Annotated in this window: 20 protein-coding genes; 11 read left to right on the top strand and 9 right to left on the bottom strand. The window is 35.1% G+C overall.

Translation table 11 applies throughout. The features are described from left to right. The first annotated feature begins 211 nt into the window (after positions 1-211). The 4 genes from A4G25_RS05200 to A4G25_RS05185 all read left to right on the top strand — a co-directional run bounded on the left by A4G25_RS05200 (position 212) and on the right by A4G25_RS05185 (position 4,909). Positions 212-1,417 (top strand): NAD(P)/FAD-dependent oxidoreductase, encoded by a 1,206-nt coding sequence (locus tag A4G25_RS05200; protein WP_047132903.1) that lies wholly within the window; start codon positions 212-214, stop codon positions 1,415-1,417. Between the two features lie 118 nt (positions 1,418-1,535). Continuing rightward, positions 1,536-3,023, top strand: coding sequence for a M17 family metallopeptidase (locus tag A4G25_RS05195; RefSeq protein ID WP_047132904.1), 1,488 nt, complete (start codon positions 1,536-1,538; stop codon positions 3,021-3,023). Positions 3,024-3,186: 163 nt separating this feature from the next. Further along, positions 3,187-4,503 (top strand): Na+/H+ antiporter family protein, encoded by a 1,317-nt coding sequence (locus A4G25_RS05190; protein WP_047132905.1) that lies wholly within the window; start codon positions 3,187-3,189, stop codon positions 4,501-4,503. Between the two features lie 31 nt (positions 4,504-4,534). Beyond that, on the top strand, positions 4,535-4,909 hold the full coding sequence (locus A4G25_RS05185) for a PaaI family thioesterase (protein WP_047132906.1): 375 nt from the start codon (positions 4,535-4,537) through the stop codon (positions 4,907-4,909). Between the two features lie 135 nt (positions 4,910-5,044). Here A4G25_RS05185 and A4G25_RS05180 read toward each other — a convergent pair whose 3' ends face one another. From A4G25_RS05180 to kapB, 9 genes are all read right to left on the bottom strand, one after another. Continuing rightward, positions 5,045-6,193, bottom strand: coding sequence for an NAD(P)-binding domain-containing protein (locus A4G25_RS05180; protein ID WP_047132907.1), 1,149 nt, complete (start codon positions 6,191-6,193; stop codon positions 5,045-5,047). 136 nt (positions 6,194-6,329) lie between these two features. Next, positions 6,330-6,698: a Na+/H+ antiporter subunit G1 gene (locus A4G25_RS05175; RefSeq protein WP_047132908.1), complete on the bottom strand. Its 369-nt coding sequence runs from the start codon at positions 6,696-6,698 to the stop codon at positions 6,330-6,332. Beyond that, positions 6,676-6,972, bottom strand: a complete 297-nt coding sequence (locus tag A4G25_RS05170; protein WP_047132909.1) for a Na(+)/H(+) antiporter subunit F1 — start codon at positions 6,970-6,972, stop codon at positions 6,676-6,678. Before A4G25_RS05170 ends, A4G25_RS05175 begins: the two co-directional genes overlap by 23 nt. Continuing rightward, complete coding sequence (locus A4G25_RS05165; protein ID WP_047132910.1) at positions 6,972-7,451, bottom strand: Na+/H+ antiporter subunit E; 480 nt, start codon at positions 7,449-7,451, stop codon at positions 6,972-6,974. Before A4G25_RS05165 ends, A4G25_RS05170 begins: the two co-directional genes overlap by 1 nt. Position 7,452: 1 nt before the next feature. Next, positions 7,453-8,949 (bottom strand): Na+/H+ antiporter subunit D, encoded by a 1,497-nt coding sequence (locus A4G25_RS05160; protein ID WP_047132917.1) that lies wholly within the window; start codon positions 8,947-8,949, stop codon positions 7,453-7,455. Further along, complete coding sequence (gene mnhC1, locus A4G25_RS05155) at positions 8,942-9,286, bottom strand: Na+/H+ antiporter Mnh1 subunit C (RefSeq protein WP_047132911.1); 345 nt, start codon at positions 9,284-9,286, stop codon at positions 8,942-8,944. The genes A4G25_RS05160 and mnhC1 overlap by 8 nt, the downstream gene beginning before the upstream one ends. After that, positions 9,286-9,714, bottom strand: coding sequence for a Na(+)/H(+) antiporter subunit B (locus A4G25_RS05150; RefSeq protein WP_047132912.1), 429 nt, complete (start codon positions 9,712-9,714; stop codon positions 9,286-9,288). The genes mnhC1 and A4G25_RS05150 overlap by 1 nt, the downstream gene beginning before the upstream one ends. After that, the gene (locus A4G25_RS05145; RefSeq protein WP_047132913.1) at positions 9,695-12,112 is read right to left on the bottom strand and encodes a Na+/H+ antiporter subunit A; all 2,418 of its coding nucleotides are present in this window, start codon (positions 12,110-12,112) and stop codon (positions 9,695-9,697) included. Before A4G25_RS05145 ends, A4G25_RS05150 begins: the two co-directional genes overlap by 20 nt. Positions 12,113-12,247: 135 nt before the next feature. Then, entirely contained in the window at positions 12,248-12,631 is a 384-nt protein-coding gene (kapB, locus tag A4G25_RS05140) for a sporulation phosphorelay system protein KapB (protein WP_047132914.1), read from the bottom strand. 71 nt (positions 12,632-12,702) lie between these two features. On the opposite strand from kapB, the gene A4G25_RS05135 reads away from it, so the two are divergent. From A4G25_RS05135 to A4G25_RS05105, 7 genes are all read left to right on the top strand, one after another. Then, a complete protein-coding gene (locus tag A4G25_RS05135) occupies positions 12,703-13,296 on the top strand; it encodes a peptidylprolyl isomerase (RefSeq protein ID WP_047132915.1) in 594 nt (197 codons plus the stop codon). Between the two features lie 100 nt (positions 13,297-13,396). Then, a complete protein-coding gene (locus A4G25_RS05130; protein ID WP_232011931.1) occupies positions 13,397-13,663 on the top strand; it encodes a DUF1871 family protein in 267 nt (88 codons plus the stop codon). Between the two features lie 27 nt (positions 13,664-13,690). Then, entirely contained in the window at positions 13,691-14,218 is a 528-nt protein-coding gene (locus tag A4G25_RS05125) for an NUDIX hydrolase (protein ID WP_047132916.1), read from the top strand. A gap of 151 nt (positions 14,219-14,369) precedes the next feature. Beyond that, on the top strand, positions 14,370-14,756 hold the full coding sequence (gene ygs / locus A4G25_RS05120) for a S1 domain-containing post-transcriptional regulator Ygs (protein ID WP_046100275.1): 387 nt from the start codon (positions 14,370-14,372) through the stop codon (positions 14,754-14,756). Between the two features lie 199 nt (positions 14,757-14,955). After that, positions 14,956-16,608: an IS1182 family transposase gene (locus tag A4G25_RS05115; protein ID WP_063164623.1), complete on the top strand. Its 1,653-nt coding sequence runs from the start codon at positions 14,956-14,958 to the stop codon at positions 16,606-16,608. Positions 16,609-16,867: 259 nt separating this feature from the next. Next, positions 16,868-18,184, top strand: a complete 1,317-nt coding sequence (locus tag A4G25_RS05110) for an ISL3 family transposase (protein WP_063164607.1) — start codon at positions 16,868-16,870, stop codon at positions 18,182-18,184. A gap of 97 nt (positions 18,185-18,281) precedes the next feature. Then, the gene (locus tag A4G25_RS05105) at positions 18,282-19,409 is read left to right on the top strand and encodes an NADH-dependent flavin oxidoreductase (protein WP_047131649.1); all 1,128 of its coding nucleotides are present in this window, start codon (positions 18,282-18,284) and stop codon (positions 19,407-19,409) included. Positions 19,410-19,575: the final 166 nt, after the last annotated feature.

Genomic DNA, 19,575 nt, shown 5'->3' with positions numbered 1-19,575 from the left:
TGAGAAGTATGACCATAATAGTGTTATTAGGGTATCAGTAAATTCTGAAATTATGATTTCTTTTCTACTTATTACCTTGAAAAAGTGATTGAATAATTATAAGATTAAGAGGAATGACATTTGTCTTTATTTGACATTTTTTTCAATCAAATGGGGTATATTAAGAAAGCGTATTCTATTACAAATTTTTAAGAAAGCATAGGTGAATAAAATGGCTGAAACAAAAAAAGTTATTGTTTTAGGGGCAGGTTATGCAGGCTTGCAAACTGTTACAAAATTACAAAAGATTTTACCGGCTGATGAAGCTGAAATCACTTTAATCGATAAAGATGATTATCACTATGAATCAGTGTTATTGCATGAAGCTTCAGCAGGTACTGTGAATTATGAAGATATTATCTATCCAATCGAAAGCGTTATTAATCAAGAACGCGTAAAATTCCTTAAAGGTGAAGTTGTAAAAGTTGATCCAAATGCTAAAGTTGTTGAAACTAACAATGGTCGCTTCAACTACGATATTTTAGTTGTAGGTTTAGGTTTCGTTAGTGAAACATTTGGTATTAAAGGTATGTTAGATCACGCATTCCAAATTGAAAATATCCATACAGCACGTAAATTATCTCGTCATATCGAAGATAAATTTGCGAACTATGCATCTTCTAAAGAAAAAGATCCTAAAGATCTTGCATTCTTAGTAGGTGGAGCTGGATTCACTGGAATTGAATTCTTAGGTGAATTAACAGCACGTGTTGATGAATTATCAAATAAATACGGCGTAGACCGTGACAAAGTTAAAATCACTTGTGTAGAAGCAGCGCCAACAATGTTACCAATGTTCGACGATGAATTAGTAAATTACGCAGTAAATTACTTAGAAGAACGCGGTGTTGAATTCAAAATCGGTACACCAATCGTCGGAGCTAATGAAAAAGGTTTCTTAGTTAAAGTTGGTGACGAAGAACAACAATTAGAAGCTAACACTTCTGTTTGGACTGCAGGTGTTCGCGGAAGCAAAATCATGGACAACTCATTTGAAGGCGTTAAACGTGGCCGTTTAGTTGTAAACCAAGACTTAACTGCTCCTGGTTTCAATGAAACATTCGTTATCGGTGATGTATCAGCATACATTCCTGAAGGCGAAGAACGTCCATTACCAACGACTGCACAGATTGCTATGCAACAAGGTGAAAGTGTTGCTAAAAACATTAAAAACATCTTAAATGGTCAACCTAAAGAACCATTCAATTATGTTAACCGCGGAACTGTATGTTCATTAGGTGCACATGATGGTGTTGGTATTGTTTATGGCAGAAATATTGTTGGTAAAAAAGCAGCCTTCATGAAAAAAGTTATCGATACACGTTCTATCTTCAAAATCGGCGGTATCGGCTTAGCATTTAAAAAAGGTAAATTTTAATAAAAAAAACACGTTGAAAAGCGTATTATTTTTATTAGATTGATAAAGATTACAAAGGTTGGTAATACTGTGCATATAAACAGTGTTCCAACCTTTTTTTATAACGGAGGAGAAAACTATGCCTATACAAATTACATTTGACGAACAAGATGAATTGGCAAGTGAGGTATTGATTGTAGCTTTACCTGACCATTTAAACCAATTACCAACATTAACTTTTCAAGGCCATAATCTGACGGAATTGTTAGATACATACAAGCAGCAACATATCATAAGCAGTGAGGTTGGAAAAGTCAGCTCTACCCGTTTTAATGAAAACGGTCTAGATGTCCGACTGATTACTGTAGGATTAGGCAATCTAAAAAAATTAAGTCGAGTAAGAACGATGAAAGTATTTGGAAAGTTATTGCAAAGACTGAAAAATGATCATATTACTTCTGCGGATGTGCTATTACAATCATTTGCATCAAAAGCAATTGAAAAAACAGAAATAGCAGAATTGTTCAGTTTACAAGCTAAAAAAGCACTTTATCACTTCAATAATTATAAAACTGATAAGAGAGTTCCATACCATTTGAATTTGAAAATTCATGGAGCAGAGGCAGATGAAGTGACAGCAATTAAAGATGGCGAAATTATTGGTGAAGGAATCAAGTTAGCGAGAGATTTCAGTAATATGCCTCCTAATATTTTAACGCCAGAATATTTCGCTGATATGATTAGTGCGCATTTTGAAGAAACATCAGTTGAAGTTGAGGTTAAAGATGCTGAAACTTTGCAAGCAGAAGGTTTTGGATTAATTCATGCAGTAGGTAAAGGTTCAGAATTCGGTCCAAGACTCATAACTTTAACTTATCAAGGAGCAGATGATGACTCAGCTCCTATTGCATTAGTAGGAAAAGGTATCACTTATGATTCAGGCGGTTATTCTATAAAATCAAAATTAGGTATGCAAGAGATGAAATTTGATATGTGTGGTTCAGCCAATGTGCTAGGAATGATTGAAGCTGCGCATCGTTTAGCATTACCTATAAATATTGTGGGTGTAATTGCATCTGCTGAGAATATGATAAATGGTGAAGCGATGAAACCTGATGATGTTTTTACAGCATTAAATGGAGAGACAGTAGAAGTTTTAAATACTGATGCAGAAGGACGTTTAGTACTTGGCGACGCAGTTTTTCATGCATCACAATATCAGCCGAGCGTTATTTTAGATTTTGCGACATTAACGGGTGCAGCTGTTGCGGCATTAGGTGAAGACAAAGCTGCTGTATTTAAAAATAATAACGAGGCTCCTTTAGAAGAAATTATTAAAATTGCAGGAGAAAACGGAGAATGGACATTTGAGCTTCCTGTAACTGAAACAGAAAAACAATTGATTAAGAAAAGTGAAGTAGCTGATTTAGTGAACCATACAAATGGCATGGGCAAAGCGCTTTTTGCTGCAGCTTTTGTTATGCATTTCAGCGGCAACATCCCACAGTTGCATTTTGATATAGCAGGTCCAGCTACAACAAACCGCAGCAATTACAATGGACCAAAAGGTCCAACAGGATATTTAATACAAAGTGTTGTAGATTGGTTGAGAAGAGAAACTAAATAAGATAAAAAAGCACTTGAATTTATATAATATTATAAGATTCAAGTGCTTTTTTCAAATTTACTATTGAGAATTTAAAAATTTCGAGGATTGACTTTTATAATTACCATTGTTATTATACTAACATAATGCTTTAGTTCGATAACGTAGTAAAGGAGAAGCGCGGATGTTAAATGCAGTTGTAATAGCAGTAGTGTTAATGATTATATTATGTTTATGCAGACTGAATGTTGTTTTAAGTCTGTTTGTCAGCGGTTTAGTTGGCGGCGTTGTGGCAGGTATGCCAGTAGAAAAAGTAATAAAAGTTTTTACTGATAATATTGTTGATGGCGCAGAAGTGGCTTTAAGTTATGCCTTGTTAGGAGGATTTGCTGCACTTATTTCTTATAGTGGCATTACAGATTACTTAGTAGGCAAGGTAATCAATATGATCCATGCGGAAAATAACAAAGTATCTCGTTCCTCAATTAAAGTGATTTTAATTGTGTCATTACTTTTATTAAGTATGAGCAGTCAAAACTTAATTCCTGTACATATTGCATTTATTCCAATCGTTATACCTCCGTTACTAAGTTTGTTTAATGAATTAAATATAGATAGACGACAAATCGCGTTAGTAATCGGATTTGGATTATGTTTCCCGTATTTTTTAATGCCTTTTGGATTTGGACAAATTTTCCACCAAATTATTCAAACAGGGTTTGCGAAAGCACACCATCCGATTGAGTTCGATATGATTTGGAAAGCTTTATTGATACCTTCAATAGGATATATTGTAGGTTTGGTTTTAGGTTTAATTGTGTATAGAAAACCGCGTCACTATCGTGATGAAGAAGAACAAAATAATAAAGCACCTAAAGAGTTGCAACCTTATGTATTAGGAGTAACAATTGTAGCGATTTTACTAACATTTATCGTTCAATTAATCACTGAATCTATGATTTTTGGGGCGCTTGCAGGAGTGATGGTTTTCTTTATTTCTAGAGCATATAAATGGTTTGTTTTGGATAAAGAATTCACAGAAGGTATTAAAATCATGGCGTATATTGGTGTAGTAATTTTAACTGCCAACGGCTTTGCTGGGGTAATGAACGCGACTGGTGATGTGAAGTCATTAGTGACAGGAATTGCTTCTGTAACAGGTGATCATAAACTGATTGCGATTATTTTGATGTATATTATAGGATTAATTGTTACATTAGGCATAGGTTCATCCTTTGCGACAATTCCTATCATTGCAGCGTTGTTTATCCCGTTAGGAGAGCAATTAGGCATGAGTACAATGGCATTAATTGCTTTAATAGGAACAGCTGCTGCGTTAGGTGACTCTGGCTCCCCAGCCAGCGACTCTACGTTAGGTCCGACTGCCGGTTTAGATGTAGATGGTCAGCATGATCATATTCGTGATACGTGTATTCCAAACTTCTTGTTCTACAATATACCATTAATAATCTTTGGCACAATTGCAGCTATGATATTATAAGAGTAAGTATAAATAAAGAGGTGTTGCAATTTTGACTAATTTACTAGAAACACTAGAAATGGAAATTTTAGAAGTCAGAGAAGGGTATACAAAGGTGAAAATGCCTGTTTCAGACAAAGTAAAGCAACCCTTTGGATACTTACATGGTGGTGCTACGATGGCGTTAGGAGAGACGGCTTGTTCTGTTGGTGCTGCGCATATGGTAGATACTAAAAAAATTATACCTGTGGGATTAGAAATGAATACGAATCACATTCGTTCTGCTATTGAAGGAAATGTATTTGCTATTGCTGAACTGATTCATGGTGGAAGAACAACACAAGTCTGGAATATTAATATTATAGATGATAATGACAAGTTAATTAGTGTGATGCGCGGTACGATGATGTTGAAGCAGCGTCATTGATTATCTCATAAATATCAGAAATAAAAGAAAGGTTTCAAATGCTTATTCTGAGCATTTGAAACCTTTCTTTTTAATATATTTAAATGACGAATATTTTTCATATTATTCGTTATGATTGAGGTGAAAATATTGTATCTAGGAAACTTTTTCTTCTTCACCATTAAATATTTTAGCAATACGGCTTGCTGATTCTCTACCGCCTGCAAAACTTCTCGCAAAAGGACCAAGTTCAATATCAGCTAATGCTCCCGATACGAAGACGCCTGGTACCCACTCTAAGTTTTCAGTAAGAGAAGGGTGTTTTGTTTCTGTAAGAGGTGCGTTGATATTTTCTACAAAATTCTTAATTACAGGCATTTGCATAATGTTATTCTTGAAGCCTGTTGCAAGTAATATATGGTCATACTGATATTCATCGTGTTCAGTGATGATTTTATGTTTTTGTATAGTTTGAATTTCATTCACGTGAATTTCTAAGTCGCCTTCTTGCATGTGTTTTTTCAAGCGTAAATAGAGTTCTTTCGGCATTGAACCTTTATGACGTTCTTGTGCAATTACTTTTAATCGTTCTTTAGACGAATCGATTTCTCTATATTGTGTCATATTTTTAGGACCTAACCAGCCTGGGTCGGCATCGAAATCATAAACTTCTATCGATTTATTCATCCATAGATGTACTTTGGAAGACTGAGATTTTTCAATAAGCTTTAGTGTCAGATGAGCTGCAGTAATACCGCTTCCAACCACATGTGAAGATGTTTCATACGGAATTTCTATATCTTCAAAAATGTGATGAACATCCTCATGTGCTTGATACATTTCTGGAATATGAGGAATATTATTGCTTCCAATAGCCAAAACTAACTTATCACTGAAAACAGGATTATGGTTTTGCATTTCAACTTTCCACTTGCCATCTTCTTTATCAACATTAACAGCAAAATCTTTAATATGGCGTTGGTTTAAATCAAATTCATGCAGCATTTTGTGAGTATGATCCATAAACATATCACGTTGCGGTCGTTGATATTTACCATACGTGGCACCGGTATATTGATTTGTTTTTGCGAATTGTTTTAAATGGAATGGGTCAGGGTGTACGTGATGTACATGCGGCGAGCGTAAAAATGGCATACCGATACGACAAGAGAAATCATCAAATTGTTCACATAAGGAATCGTGAGGGTCTATAATTGTCAGTTTATCAGCAGGAAGACCTGCAGCGCGTAATTTAATAGCTATGGTAACGGCGTGAATGCCGCCGCCGATAATTGTCCAAGACATAGCGTCACCTTCTTAAATCGTAATAGTTTCGATTTATTTAATATAGCATATTTTAAGTAGGGCCTCAAGTTTAACCAAAATAAAAAAGCCTTGAGAAAGCCTGTTAAAAGGCTGACTCAAGACTTCGTGTTAAGAGTTATTTACTTGCGGCTTTAGGTTTTTCTTCTTGTGGTTCGTTTATTTCATCCAATTTTGTTTTCTTCGTATAAGGTGTTTTGATTTTATATGCAGCTCTGATAATTAAGTGGCTTGATAAAGGTCCTGTTAATAAAATGAACAAGATACCGATAATAAGCTGCGGATTTACATAATGATCTTTTCCTATAAAGTATAAGAAAACACCTAACAATAAACTCATTGAACCTAGTGTAGAAGCTTTACCCGCAGCATGTGCGCGTCCATAAACATCTCGTAATCTTAAAATACCAAGCGCAGAAAGGGCACTGATGAGTGCACCAACGATAACAAAGAAAAGTGAGAGACTAATCATTATCGTGTCGATCATGTTCAATCACCTTGCCTTCCTGCATATATTTTGCGAATACTGCTGTTCCTAAAAAGGCGATAATACCAATTAAAAGAATCGTTACAATCATATATTTGGTATCTAAGAAAATACTGAATAATGCAACGATCGCCATTAACTGAATACCGATTGCATCAAGTGCTACGACACGGTCTGCGAGAGAAGGCCCGAGAATAACTCGGACAAGCATTCCTAGTATTGATAATGCAACAATAATCAATGCAATAATAATAACAATATTAAATGCAGACATTAGTATTCTCCCACCTCTCTAACAGCTTTTTCCAAGGAAGATTTAATACCTTCTATTTCTTCCTCTTTCGTACTAAAATCTAAACAGTGAATATAAATTTTACGATTGTCATCACTTACCCCAAGTACGATAGTTCCCGGTGTAAGTGTAATCATGGTACACAATAAGACAACTTCCCATGGTTGTTTTAAGTCTGTGTCATAGACAAAAAAGGCAGGTTCATTATCCATGTGAGGTTTCGTCACAATACGAATAACATCGATATTGGCTTTGATTAATTCAATTAAGAACGTACAGCCAAGCTTTGCAACATAATAGAGGGTAATGATGTAAAAACGGCCTGGTAAAATTTTACGCATTAAATATACGAGTAAGAGGCCGAAAACAAAACCTAATACAAAGTTATTAAGTGTATAGCTGTCATTCACAAAGAGCCAAAATATAGCAATTAACATATTAACTAAGATTTGAACTGCCATATTATTTCACCCCCAGTACGCTGTCGATATAAGCTTTAGGATCATAGAATGTGACAGCAGCTTGTTTAAAGAATGGGTATAACCAATCTGCTGTGAAACTAAATACGACACAAAGCACAACAGCGAGAATTGCGACACTTAATAATCCGCGATAATGCAATTTATGATTTAATTTATAGCCTCTAGCTTCACCGAAGAAACCTTTGATGAAGATACGCATGACTGAATATAAAATCAATAAGCTCGAAAGTAATACGATGATACCGCTGATATAAAAGCCTTTTTCAAAAGTGGCACGAACAATAAACATTTTTCCGTAAAAACCACTGAATGGCGGGATACCTGCTAAATTTAAACATGCGATAAAGAAAGTCCAGCCTAAGACCGGGTATTCTTTAATTAAACCGCTGAATTCTCTGAGGTCGGTAGTCTTGGTAATTTTTAACATAACGCCGATTAAGAAGAATAAGGCTGCTTTAATCAACATATCATTGACTGTATAGTATAATGCGCCGATGATACCATCTTCATTCATCATCGCAACGCCGACTAATATGATGCCGACTGCTATCATGATGTTATAGATAATAATTTTTTTCGTATCATTATAACTGATTGCCCCGATGGAACCGAAAATAATGGTTAATAATGCAAGGAATAAAACTGTATAATGTGAGAACGAAAGTGTGTCGACAAAGAATAAACTTAATGTTCTGGCAATTGCATAGACGCCCACTTTTGTAAGTAACGCTCCGAAGAATGCGATGATTGCAAACGGAGGGGCATAGTATGCGCCAGGCAACCATACATACATTGGAAATGCACCAGCTTTTGTCGCAAATACAAATAAGAAAAGTATAAATACAATGCTCACAAGGCCACTATCTTTGTCAGACAAGTGTCCTAATTTACGACTGATATCTGCCATGTTCAGTGTACCGACTACAGAATATAAAATACCGACTGCCATTACGAAAAATGCAGAGGATGCAACGTTAACTAATACATATTTGATACTTTCTTGTAATTGTATCTTTGTGCCACCTATCACTAATAGTGCATAAGATGAAATCAAGAAGACTTCAAAGAATACAAACAAGTTGAAAATGTCGCCTGTTATAAATGCTCCTATAATTCCTGTTTCCATAAACATGACTGCGAAGTAGTAATAATATGTTTCGCGATGTAATCCGATAGATTGATATGAAAACAAAATAATTAGTATCGTTACAATAATACTTGTGATTACAAGTGTTGCACTGAATAAATCAAGTACGAACACGATACTGTAAGGTGCTTTCCATGAACCTAATTCTAACTTTAAAGGACCATGATGCCAGACATTAATAAAGTTAACAATGGCTAAACCTAACGCTACGAGTGAGCCGCCAAGGGCTACATAACGTTTGATAAACGGACGTTTACCGATAAAAATAAGAATAATTGCTGTAAACATTGGTGCGAGAAGCATCGCTGCTATTAAGTTATTCTCAATCATCATCTTCAGGCACTCCCTTCATACGTTCTACGTTGTCTGTTCCCAGTTCTTTATAACTTCTGAAAGCAAGTACAAGGAAGAATGCTGTTACAGCAAATGATATTACGATAGCTGTTAAAATCAATGCTTGCGGAATGGGATCCACATAGCTTTTTGTTCCAGGTTGAAAAATTGGTACTGCGCCATCATTTAAACCACCCATTGTGATTAAGAATAGATTGGCTGCATGTGTTTGTACTGCGGTACCGATAATGATACGAATCAAGCTTTTAGATAAAATGAGATAAACGCTGATTGATGTTAAGATACCGCAAACGATAATCATAATTATTTCCATTACTCATTCTCTCCAATCGCTAAGATTATAGTCATTACCGTGCCGACAACTGCAAGCAATACACCCAAATCAAAGAATAGGGCGGTATGAATCTGCATCGGTTTAAGCAAAGGAAGCGGAATTTCAAATACGCGATGCGTAAAGAAGTTCTTGCCATATAACCAACTTGCACAAGGTGTTAATGCACAAAATGATAAACCGATGGCAATTAATATTTTAAAGTCCCACGGAAAAATTTTACGCATTGTTTTAACATCAAAGGCTACTGAAACAAGAACGAGTGAACTTGAAACAAGCAAGCCTCCAATAAAACCGCCTCCAGGCTGATAATGCCCATTTAAAAATAGAGAAAAGGCGAAAATCATAATCAAGAAGAAAATGACAATGGTTGAATATTGAAAGATGATGTTATTTTTCTGTCTGTTCATTTTCTTCCACCCTTTCATAACCGTTTTTGTGCTTAGAACGCAATTTAATTAATGTATATACACCTAAACCGGCAATACCTAATACAGATGATTCGAATAAAGTATCGGTACCACGGAAATCTACTAAAATGACGTTTACCATATTGTTTCCATGCGCTAAACTGTGTACATTTTCTTTGTAGTAAGCTGCGATAGACTCAAAGTGTTTATTACCATATGCAATTAAACCAAGTACTGTGACCACAATCCCTGAACCTGCAGCAATTAAAGCATTGCCGACTTTAAAGGACGTTGACTCGTTGTAACGATTTAAATTTGGTAAATGATAGAAACATAATAAGAATAATGCTGTTGAAATTGTCTCTACTACAAATTGCGTTAAAGCTAAGTCTGGCGCATTAAAGAATATAAAGAATATTGCCATTGAGTAACCAACAGCACTTAACATAATGATACTGAATAATCTTGAACGCGCAAAGACAATCATAAAGGCTGAAGCTAAAATCATGATGACGATAATAATTTCTGTTGTACGTAGTCGACTTACATGATCAAAGTTCAAACTAAATGGCATACAAAGCAACGTAATTAAAGTTAATGCAATTAAGCTGCTGAGGATGACTATTAATTTATTGCGAATAAAACCACTCATATATGTGCGGGTAACCTTCTTAGAATAAAAAGGCATGTAGCGACCAGAACGATCGTATAAATAATTTAATTCTAAACGTTCTGGAATAGCTTCAATCACTTTAACCCATTTATGATAAGCAAAGATTAATGCAACACCAGCTGCATAAATAAATAATGTCGCAAAGAATGCTGGAGTGAATCCATGGAATAAATGGAACTCTGCATGCGGAATATGCGCATTGCTGATTGCTCGGCTAGCAGGATCGATAATCGGTTTTGTTAAAATTGCTGGGAACAAACCAAATATAATAACGAGTACTGCAAGGAATGCTGGTGCAATCCACATCATAAATGATGGTTCATGTGGTTTATGCGGTAATTTTTCTGGTTTATATGAACCCCAGAAAATTTGACCGATAAAACGGACAGAGTATACAAATGTAAAGATACTGCCGACAATTGCCACAATAGGAATGAGTACACCTAATGTGTTTAAGCTGAATAAATGTGAATGTGTCACATTGATCATGGCTTCTATGAAACTTTCTTTTGATAAGAAACCGTTGAATGGCGGTACACCTGCCATACTTAATGCAGTAATGACTGTGATTGTGAAAGAAATCGGCATGACTGTCATTAAACCACCAAGTTTGCGTACATCTCTTGTACCAGTTTCATGATCAATGATACCGGCTACCATGAAGAGTGCACATTTAAATGTTGCATGGTTGATTAAATGGAATACAGCTGCAATAAAGGCTGCTGCATAGAATTGACTTTGAGCACCTTGATAATGGTAGCTCACTGCGCCAATACCTAACATCGCCATTACCATCCCCAATTGTGAAACTGTAGAGAAGGCTAAGATTCCTTTTAAATCAAGTTGTTTTGTAGCATTTAGAGAGCCCCAGAATAAAGTGATGAGACCTATTGCTGTGACTGTCCAAATCCAGCCTTCTGATAATGCAAAAATCGGTGTCAGACGCGCAACTAAGTATATACCTGCTTTTACCATCGTAGCTGAATGCAGATATGCGCTGACTGGTGTTGGTGCTTCCATTGCATCTGGCAACCAGATGTAAAATGGAAACTGTGCAGATTTTGTCATTGCACCAAAGAGTATCAAAATCATAGCCAATATAAACGCTGGACTAGATTGAATCTCAGAGGCATGTGCAATGAGATGGCGTATGCTTGTTGAATGTCCTGATAGTGTCATTAAGATAAGGCCGCCAAGTAAAGATAAACCACCGAATACTGTAATCAATAGTGACTTTTGAGCGCCGTACAATGAAGCTTGTCGTGTGCGCCAAAAAGAAATTAGTAAAAAACTAGAAAATGAAGTCATTTCCCAGAATAGATACAGCATAAAGACGTTATCTGATAAAACGACCCCTAGCATTGCACCCATAAAGAGTAATAAATAACAATAAAAATTCCCCAACTGTTCATTTTTGCTCAAATAGCTAATTGAATAAAAGGTAACGAGTGCCCCAATACCTGTAATCAATAAACTGAAGAGTAAACTGAGTCCATCAACATACAAATTAAAATTCATACCGATTTGCGGCATCCATTTTAATTCTGCAAATCGGTGTTCACCTGACATAGTTGTCGAAATATAACTTAGAAAATAAATAAATAAGACGACGGGGACAGGCAATACAAACCAACCTATATGTATGCGTTTAATAAAACGATAAACAATAGGGATAATGAGTGCAAAGATGAAAGGCAACAATACTGCTGTATGTAACCAACTCATTATTCGTCCTCCTTTGAATATAAGATATTTTCATTATACATCATTGTGAGGGGTCTAAAAACCTTGTTTTACAGTAACACGCTTACATTTACCGGAACTTTTAAATAGGAAGAAATGCACATTTTAAAGATAAAATTATTTGAAATTTTGCTTGTATTGAATACTGTAATCCTTTTTCAGTTCATCTAAATTTTCTAATGATCGTTTTGCATGAGGTGTATCCGCTTCTTTTAATTTTTCTTCTAAATCAGTGATTGCTTTTTGCAGCGAAGCTTCATAAGGCATTTCTTCTACATTAAACTCGCGAAGCTTTGATTTAGGCGTAAAGCGTTTTTCATAATGACTCAACGCACGACGTTCATGGAAAAATACACCCTCAACAGCATTAGGATCATGCAAATCTCCTTGCTTAGGGTGTTTGATGACTTGTTCAACTTTGACTAAAACCTCTCCATTTTCATTTTCTTCTACAATGGAAACTCCATAACTACCTGTCTTATGTGAAAATCGATATAACATTTTAATACTTCCTTTCTGTGGTATATGTTACTATAAGCTTATATCAATCTTAACATGAATGGAGATTTAAAATGGTAAACTATCCTCAATTAAATAAAGAAGTACAAGATAATGAAATCAAAGCAGTAATGCACACAAATAAAGGTGACATGACTTTTAAATTACTACCTGATTTAGCACCGAAAACAGTTGAAAACTTTGTGAAACATGCGAAGGATGGATACTATAATGGTATTACTTTCCACCGTGTTATTAATGACTTTATGGTACAAGGCGGAGACCCTACAGCAACAGGTATGGGCGGAGAAAGCATCTACGGCGGTCCATTTGAAGATGAATTTTCAATGGAAGCTTTCAACTTATACGGCGCATTATCTATGGCTAATGCTGGACCAAACACAAATGGTTCTCAATTCTTTATTGTTCAAATGAAAGAAGTACCAGAAAACATGTTGAACCAATTAGCTGATGGTGGTTGGCCAGAACAAATCGTTGAAGCATACGGTGAAAAAGGCGGAACACCATGGTTAGATCAAAAACATACAGTATTTGGTCAAATTATCGCAGGTGAAGATACTTTAGAAGATATCGCGAATACTAAAGTAGGCCCACAAGACAAACCTTTACATGACGTTGTCATTGAATCAATTGATATTGAAGGTTAAACAACCGTAAAGTTAAAATAATGATTGTAAAAAGTAGAAATGTGTCACGTGCGCATTTCTACTTTCTATTTGCAGAAAAAGAAATAACGGAGGATTATCCATGGCAGAGATGGAAAAAAATGAAGTGAATATTGCATTATATCAACTACTTGCAGATTGGAATCCCATGCACTTTGAAGATGAAACAATGGGTGATGCAGAGGTGTATGAAATGATGGATGCAGTACATCAAATTGATGACGTCAACGAATTGGCACAAAAGTTTCAAGCTATTTTTCAATATTCATTTGAAGAAAAATTACCAATAGAAGATTGTCAGAAAAAAGCTAATGAAGCTTTATCATTAGAAGGTACTTGCGGTTTGTAAGATTCGAATCATATGGGAGGATTTGGAATGGCTGAAAGGTTGGATTTGTATAATCAATATCGTCAGCATCTCAAAGGAAAAACGATAGAACGCGGTAATAAACTTGATGAAGGTACTTTTCACTTAGTAGCACATGTTTGTATTTTTAATCAAAAAGGCGAGATGCTGATACAACAACGTAAATTTAATAAAAAATTATGGCCTGGTTTATGGGATTTTAGTGCAGCAGGTGCAGTGATGAAAGGCGAGACTAGTAATATTGCAGCCCAAAGAGAAATCAAAGAAGAACTCGATTTAGATTTTGATTTGACTAAGATGCGTCCGCAACTTTCAATGACTTTCCCATTCGGCTTTGATGATGTGTATTTAATTCAAGCAGAAGTTCAATTAAATGATATTCACATAGAGAAAGGTGAAGTTGAAGATATTCGATTCGCAGGAAGAGAAGAGATTTTATCATTAATTGAAAATGAAAAATTTATTAATTATAAACCAGGTTTGATTGAATTGATATTCGATTTCGTTGAAAGCGGTAATGACGGGATGTATCAATAAAAAATTATCTTAATAAGCGTGACTGATTTTGCGTGATTTACTTATTTTTTTCAGAAAATAACCTTTTAAATTGTTGTTTATGTTAGTGACTGGTTTTTATTTATGCTATGATAATTATGTTAGAAATAATACGAATTAAGGGGTTATTAAGTTGAATAATCACTATCAAATAGGTCAGCACGTGAAAGTTAAAGTGACTGGTATTCAACCTTATGGCGCATTTGTAGAAACCCCTGACAACACGGAAGGACTCATTCACATTTCAGAAATTATGAATGATTACGTACATAATTTAAGTCGCTTCTTATCTGAAGGACAAATCGTCCGTGCTAAAATACTCTCAATTGATGAGGAAGGCAAACTTAATTTGTCTCTAAAAGACAATGATTATTTTAAGAATTATGAGCGTAAAAAGGAGAAAAAATCTGTATTGGATGAGATCAAAGAAACTGAAAAATACGGGTTTCAAACATTAGAAGAACGTTTACCGGTTTGGATTGCGCAGTCTAAGAAAATGATTAAAGAAAATAAATTGTAGCGGATAAAGATAGAGTGCTGCAATATATTAATCTATTAGAAGGGGCTGGGACATAATTCCAGTCTCAAATAAAAGCCGGTGAAAACTTTAAAAGTTTTCACCGGCTTTTTTATATAAAATATACATATTATTTCAAAAAAATAAAGGCCTCGCTTATAATTAGAGAATAACCACAAACCCAAATCATAGGAGGACCTTTATGTATAAAAATTATAACATGTCTCAAATCTCTCTGCCACTGACAACAGAATTTACGTTTTCCGAAAGTGATACTGCCAGCATAGTTAATGAAATTGTCGAAAAAATCCCTGAAACAGCTTTCGACAGCTATAAAAATCACAGAGGCGCCCCTTCTCACAATCCACGCATGATGCTTAAAATAATATTGTATGCTTATAGTAATTCGATATTTTCCGGACGGAAAATAGAATTTGCATTAAAAGACAGTATTAGGTTTATGTGGTTGGCACAAGAACAGCAACCTTCTTATCGAACAATCAACCGTTTTCGTTCTGACTCCAGAACAAATAAGTTAATAAAAGATTGTTTTGTAGTTTTCAGAACTTTTTTAGTCGAAAATCAATATATTGATGAAGAAGCTATTTATATAGATGGTACTAAAATCGAAGCTGATGCCAATAAGTATACGTTTGTTTGGAGAGCGAATACTGAACGCTATAGCAATGCCAACTTGGAAAAGTCGGAAGCTGCGTATGAAGAATTATTACAAAAGGAAATCATACCGAATATAAAAGAAGAGTCTTCAAAGGAAATACAATCTCATGAATTAGAAGCAATCGAAGATTGTTTGAATAAGAAGGTTGAAGAACTGACTGATGATATTGAATCCAGCAATGATACTGAACAAAGAAAAATATTGAGATCAGAACGCACTGAATTAAAAAAGCATAAGAAAGTAATTACAGAATGTAAAGAGAAAAAAGAAAAGTACGAGGAACAAAAGAAGATTTTAGGTACAAGAAATAGTTATTCCAAAACTGATAATGATGCCACCTTTATGCGAATGAAAGATGATCATATGAGAAACGGTCAATTAAAACCGGCATACAATATTCAAGTAGGCACAAATAATCAATTTGCTTTGGCAGTAGGTGTATATCAAAATCCGACGGATACAAGAACTTTAGAAAATTTTTTAAACAGGATTCAAGAAGTTAATAGTGACATTCCTGAGTATATAGTATGTGATGCAGGGTATGGCAGCGAAAGCAATTATGGAATAGTTATAGATATATTTAACAGAACTCCTGTAATGCCGTACGGCATGTTTTTAAAAGAACAAAAAAGAAAATATAAAAATAACCCATTCAATTCATTAAATTGGAATTACGACGAAAAAGATGACAAGTATATATGCCCGAACAATAAAATTCTATTCTTCTCTGGATACAGATACAGTACTGATAAATATGGATATCAGAGACAATTCAAAGAATATAAATGTTATGACTGCATAGATTGTCCGCTTAGACAAGAATGTATGAATCCAAAAGCCAAACCGGATACATTAAAAACAATTCGTCGAAATATGGTTTGGGAATTTTATAAGCAGTTCACTAGAGAAAAGCTTTCAGATCCGAAAACATCATCAATTTACAGCAAAAGAAAAATTGATGTTGAAACATTTTTCGGTAATTTGAAGGCTAATTTGGGTTTCACTCGAATGTCTGTAAGGGGCATTGAAAAAGTTGAAACCGAAGTTAGTATTGCTTGTATGGCAACAAACTTAAAGAAATTAACAGCTCTACGAGCTGATTTTTTCTTTAAATTATATAAAAAAAGGACGATTTCATTTTCAATTGTGAAAATCGTCCTTTTTTCGGGATTCTAGAACATTAATGTCCCAGCCCCTTTCATTTTGAATAAAAATAGAAAAGCTAATACTAAAGCACAACAAGTGAAAAAACATCTTGCTTTTATACCGTGAAATTCTTCATAAGCAGTATTTTTCGGATTGAGTGTTAATTGGGTTCTATACTAAATCGGACTGGTGAGAAAATCACTCGTCCGATTTTTTGATATAAAAATAGCGCAATTATCTCTATAATTTAAAGTGACCAAACCCAAATTAAAGGAGATAAGTTGCGCCTATGAATCATTTTATATCAACTACACTGGGAATTAAAGATAAAAATATAGAATTCGATACTAAGGTTGAAGAAAAAGAGTATAAAGGAAAAACGTGTCTATTCTACTTTGGAAAATTGACGTACGTTCCTGAGCACTGTGAAAACTGCGGCTTTAAAAATACCGAGTACTCCATTATAAAAAATGGAATGAAGAATTCCCGTATTACGATACCTAAGGTATCTGAAAGACAAGCCTATTTGAACCTGAAGAAGCAGCGTTTTTACTGTAAGCACTGCTGTACGCACTTCACTGCTGAAACAAAAATAGTTGAGAGACATTGCCATATTTCGGATAATACCCGTTTAGCTGTTTTGCAGAAAGCTACCGAAATCCGTTCTCAAAAATCAATTGCTGAATCGTGTGCTGTCGGGGCTTCTACAGTTGCTCGGATGATAGATAAAGCTGCTTCTCAGATTGCTCAAAAGCCGTTCAGCGCTTTGCCTGAACATTTAATGATGGATGAATTCAAAAGTGTCAAACATGTCAGCCATAATATGAGTTTTATTTATGCTGATGCTGTGTCCCATCGTATCGTAGATATTGTTCCCGATCGCAGATTGGCAGCTCTGAAAACGCACTTTTATCGTTATTCACTAGCTGAAAGACAACGTGTGAAGACGGTATCTATCGATATGTACGAACCTTATATGTCTTTGATCAACGAAGTATTCCCTAATGCCAAAATTATTATAGACCGATTCCATATTGTACAATCATTGAATCGTGCTTTGAATATGACTCGTGTCAGTGTTATGAATACTTTCCGAAATAACGACAGACCGCTTTACAATAAATATAAGCGTTACTGGAAACTGCTTTTGAAACCTTATGAACAATTGGAGATGTTCGAATATAATAAAGTTCCTCTGTTCAAACAATGGAAAACCACCAAAGGAATTGTAGATTTCTTATTGGATTTTGATGATAAATTGTTAAACACGCATCACTATGTCCATCAGCTGCGTTACGCTTTAAAAGAAAATGATGAACAGTTATATACATCAACCATACAGGCAATAACCATGGGAAACATTGCCCCCAAACTTCAAATTTCCATCAGAACACTTAAAAATTATCATGACATGGTACTGAATACTTTGGAATATTCGAATCTGACCAACGGTCCGCTCGAAGGTATTAATAATAAGATCAAACTGATAAAAAGGGTTTCTTTCGGTTATAGAAACTTCACTAATTTGCGCAATCGTATTATTTTATGTACGAGACTTTTTTCCTCGAATCCTAAAAAAGAGATTAAGCAGCTAAAAGCTGCTTAACCTCTATAATTTGAGCCACCAGTCCTATTTGACAGAGAGCCGTTAATTGATGTAAAATATACGATTACAAAGAAATAACGAGGAGGACTTTATTGATATGGAGAAAAAATATGAGCCATTATTTACAGAATATACATTGCCGAATGGCATAGCAATTCGCAATAGATTTGTGCTTGCACCATTAACACACGTTTCTTCAAACGATGACGGTACAATTGCAGATGTTGAGCTGCCTTATATGGAAAAACGTTCTAAAGATGTCGGAATCAGCATTACAGCAGCAAGTAATGTGACGGATTTAGGCAAAGCATTTCCTGGACAGCCTTCTGTTGCACACGATTCTGATATCCCAGGGTTAAAAAAATTAGCTGGCGTGATGAAGAAAAACGGAGCGAAAGCATTAGTGCAGATTCACCATGGCGGTGCACAATCATTACCCAACCTTACACCAGGCGGCGATGTAGCAGCACCTAGCCCAATTGATTTAAAAAGTTTCGGTCAAAAAGAAGAACACCACGCACGTGAAATAACACCTGAGGAAATTCAAGAAACAATTAAAGCATTTGGTGAAGCGACACGTCGGGCAATTGAAGCTGGCTTTGATGGCGTAGAAATTCACGGAGCAAACCATTATTTAATCCATCAATTTGTTTCTCCGTATTATAATCGCAGAAATGATGAATGGAAAGATCCATTTAAATTCCCATTAGCGGTAGTTGAATCAGTTGTAGATACTGCCAAAAAATATGCAGATAATGATTTCATTATCGGTTACCGCTTCTCACCAGAAGAAGCAGAAGAACCAGGTATTCGAATGGAATTAACAAAAGAATTACTGGAACATCTAAGAGACCAGCCTTTAGATTACTTGCATGCTTCTCTATTTGACATTCATTCAAAAACACGTGAAGGTCAATATAAAGATAAAGAACGCGTTAAGCTTTTACATGAGTGGATTGGCGGAAAAATGCCATTGATTGGAATCGGCTCTATTTTTACACCAGAAGATGCGCTGTCAGCACTTGAAACAGGTGTAGAGTTTATCGCATTAGGCCGAGAGTTGTTGTTAGATCCTCGTTTTATTGAAAAAATTAAAGAGGGCAAAACAGATGAAATTATTTCTTACTTTGACCCTGACAGAGAAGATAAACATGAATTACCACCTAATTTATGGAAACAATTTGATCAAGGTTTTTATCCATTACCAAGAAAAGATGATAAATAATTTGCTAAGCTGCATATTCAATTTGAATATGCAGTTTTTAAATACGGTTTATGATTTGTAATCGGGAATATATTGATGTAAAATTTCGCTAAATCCTTATAATTTGCATAGTGTCGGGTAATTTGAAAATGGCGAATTAAAAATTTTCGCAATTTTGAAGATTTTC

This window comes from Staphylococcus condimenti (assembly GCF_001618885.1).
Lineage (GTDB): Bacteria > Bacillota > Bacilli > Staphylococcales > Staphylococcaceae > Staphylococcus > Staphylococcus condimenti.
This window is presented reverse-complemented; position numbering and strand designations above follow the sequence as displayed.

What these genes read in the sequence shown, in the direction of transcription:
- A4G25_RS05145 (WP_047132913.1), bottom strand. Translation starts at nt 12,112, where the DNA reads ATGAGTTGGTTACATACAGCAGTATTGTTGCCTTTCATCTTTGCACTC.
- A4G25_RS05125 (WP_047132916.1), top strand. Translation starts at nt 13,691, where the DNA reads ATGGCTGAAAGGTTGGATTTGTATAATCAATATCGTCAGCATCTCAAA.
- A4G25_RS05180 (WP_047132907.1), bottom strand. Translation starts at nt 6,193, where the DNA reads ATGTCTTGGACAATTATCGGCGGCGGCATTCACGCCGTTACCATAGCT.
- A4G25_RS05165 (WP_047132910.1), bottom strand. Translation starts at nt 7,451, where the DNA reads ATGGCAGTTCAAATCTTAGTTAATATGTTAATTGCTATATTTTGGCTC.
- A4G25_RS05170 (WP_047132909.1), bottom strand. Translation starts at nt 6,972, where the DNA reads ATGTCTGCATTTAATATTGTTATTATTATTGCATTGATTATTGTTGCA.
- A4G25_RS05130 (WP_232011931.1), top strand. Translation starts at nt 13,397, where the DNA reads ATGGCAGAGATGGAAAAAAATGAAGTGAATATTGCATTATATCAACTA.
- A4G25_RS05160 (WP_047132917.1), bottom strand. Translation starts at nt 8,949, where the DNA reads ATGATTGAGAATAACTTAATAGCAGCGATGCTTCTCGCACCAATGTTT.
- A4G25_RS05110 (WP_063164607.1), top strand. Translation starts at nt 16,868, where the DNA reads ATGAATCATTTTATATCAACTACACTGGGAATTAAAGATAAAAATATA.
- A4G25_RS05200 (WP_047132903.1), top strand. Translation starts at nt 212, where the DNA reads ATGGCTGAAACAAAAAAAGTTATTGTTTTAGGGGCAGGTTATGCAGGC.
- A4G25_RS05135 (WP_047132915.1), top strand. Translation starts at nt 12,703, where the DNA reads ATGGTAAACTATCCTCAATTAAATAAAGAAGTACAAGATAATGAAATC.
- A4G25_RS05175 (WP_047132908.1), bottom strand. Translation starts at nt 6,698, where the DNA reads ATGATCGACACGATAATGATTAGTCTCTCACTTTTCTTTGTTATCGTT.
- A4G25_RS05195 (WP_047132904.1), top strand. Translation starts at nt 1,536, where the DNA reads ATGCCTATACAAATTACATTTGACGAACAAGATGAATTGGCAAGTGAG.
- A4G25_RS05105 (WP_047131649.1), top strand. Translation starts at nt 18,282, where the DNA reads ATGGAGAAAAAATATGAGCCATTATTTACAGAATATACATTGCCGAAT.
- kapB (WP_047132914.1), bottom strand. Translation starts at nt 12,631, where the DNA reads ATGTTATATCGATTTTCACATAAGACAGGTAGTTATGGAGTTTCCATT.
- mnhC1 (WP_047132911.1), bottom strand. Translation starts at nt 9,286, where the DNA reads ATGGAAATAATTATGATTATCGTTTGCGGTATCTTAACATCAATCAGC.
- A4G25_RS05115 (WP_063164623.1), top strand. Translation starts at nt 14,956, where the DNA reads ATGTATAAAAATTATAACATGTCTCAAATCTCTCTGCCACTGACAACA.
- A4G25_RS05150 (WP_047132912.1), bottom strand. Translation starts at nt 9,714, where the DNA reads ATGAACAGACAGAAAAATAACATCATCTTTCAATATTCAACCATTGTC.
- A4G25_RS05190 (WP_047132905.1), top strand. Translation starts at nt 3,187, where the DNA reads ATGTTAAATGCAGTTGTAATAGCAGTAGTGTTAATGATTATATTATGT.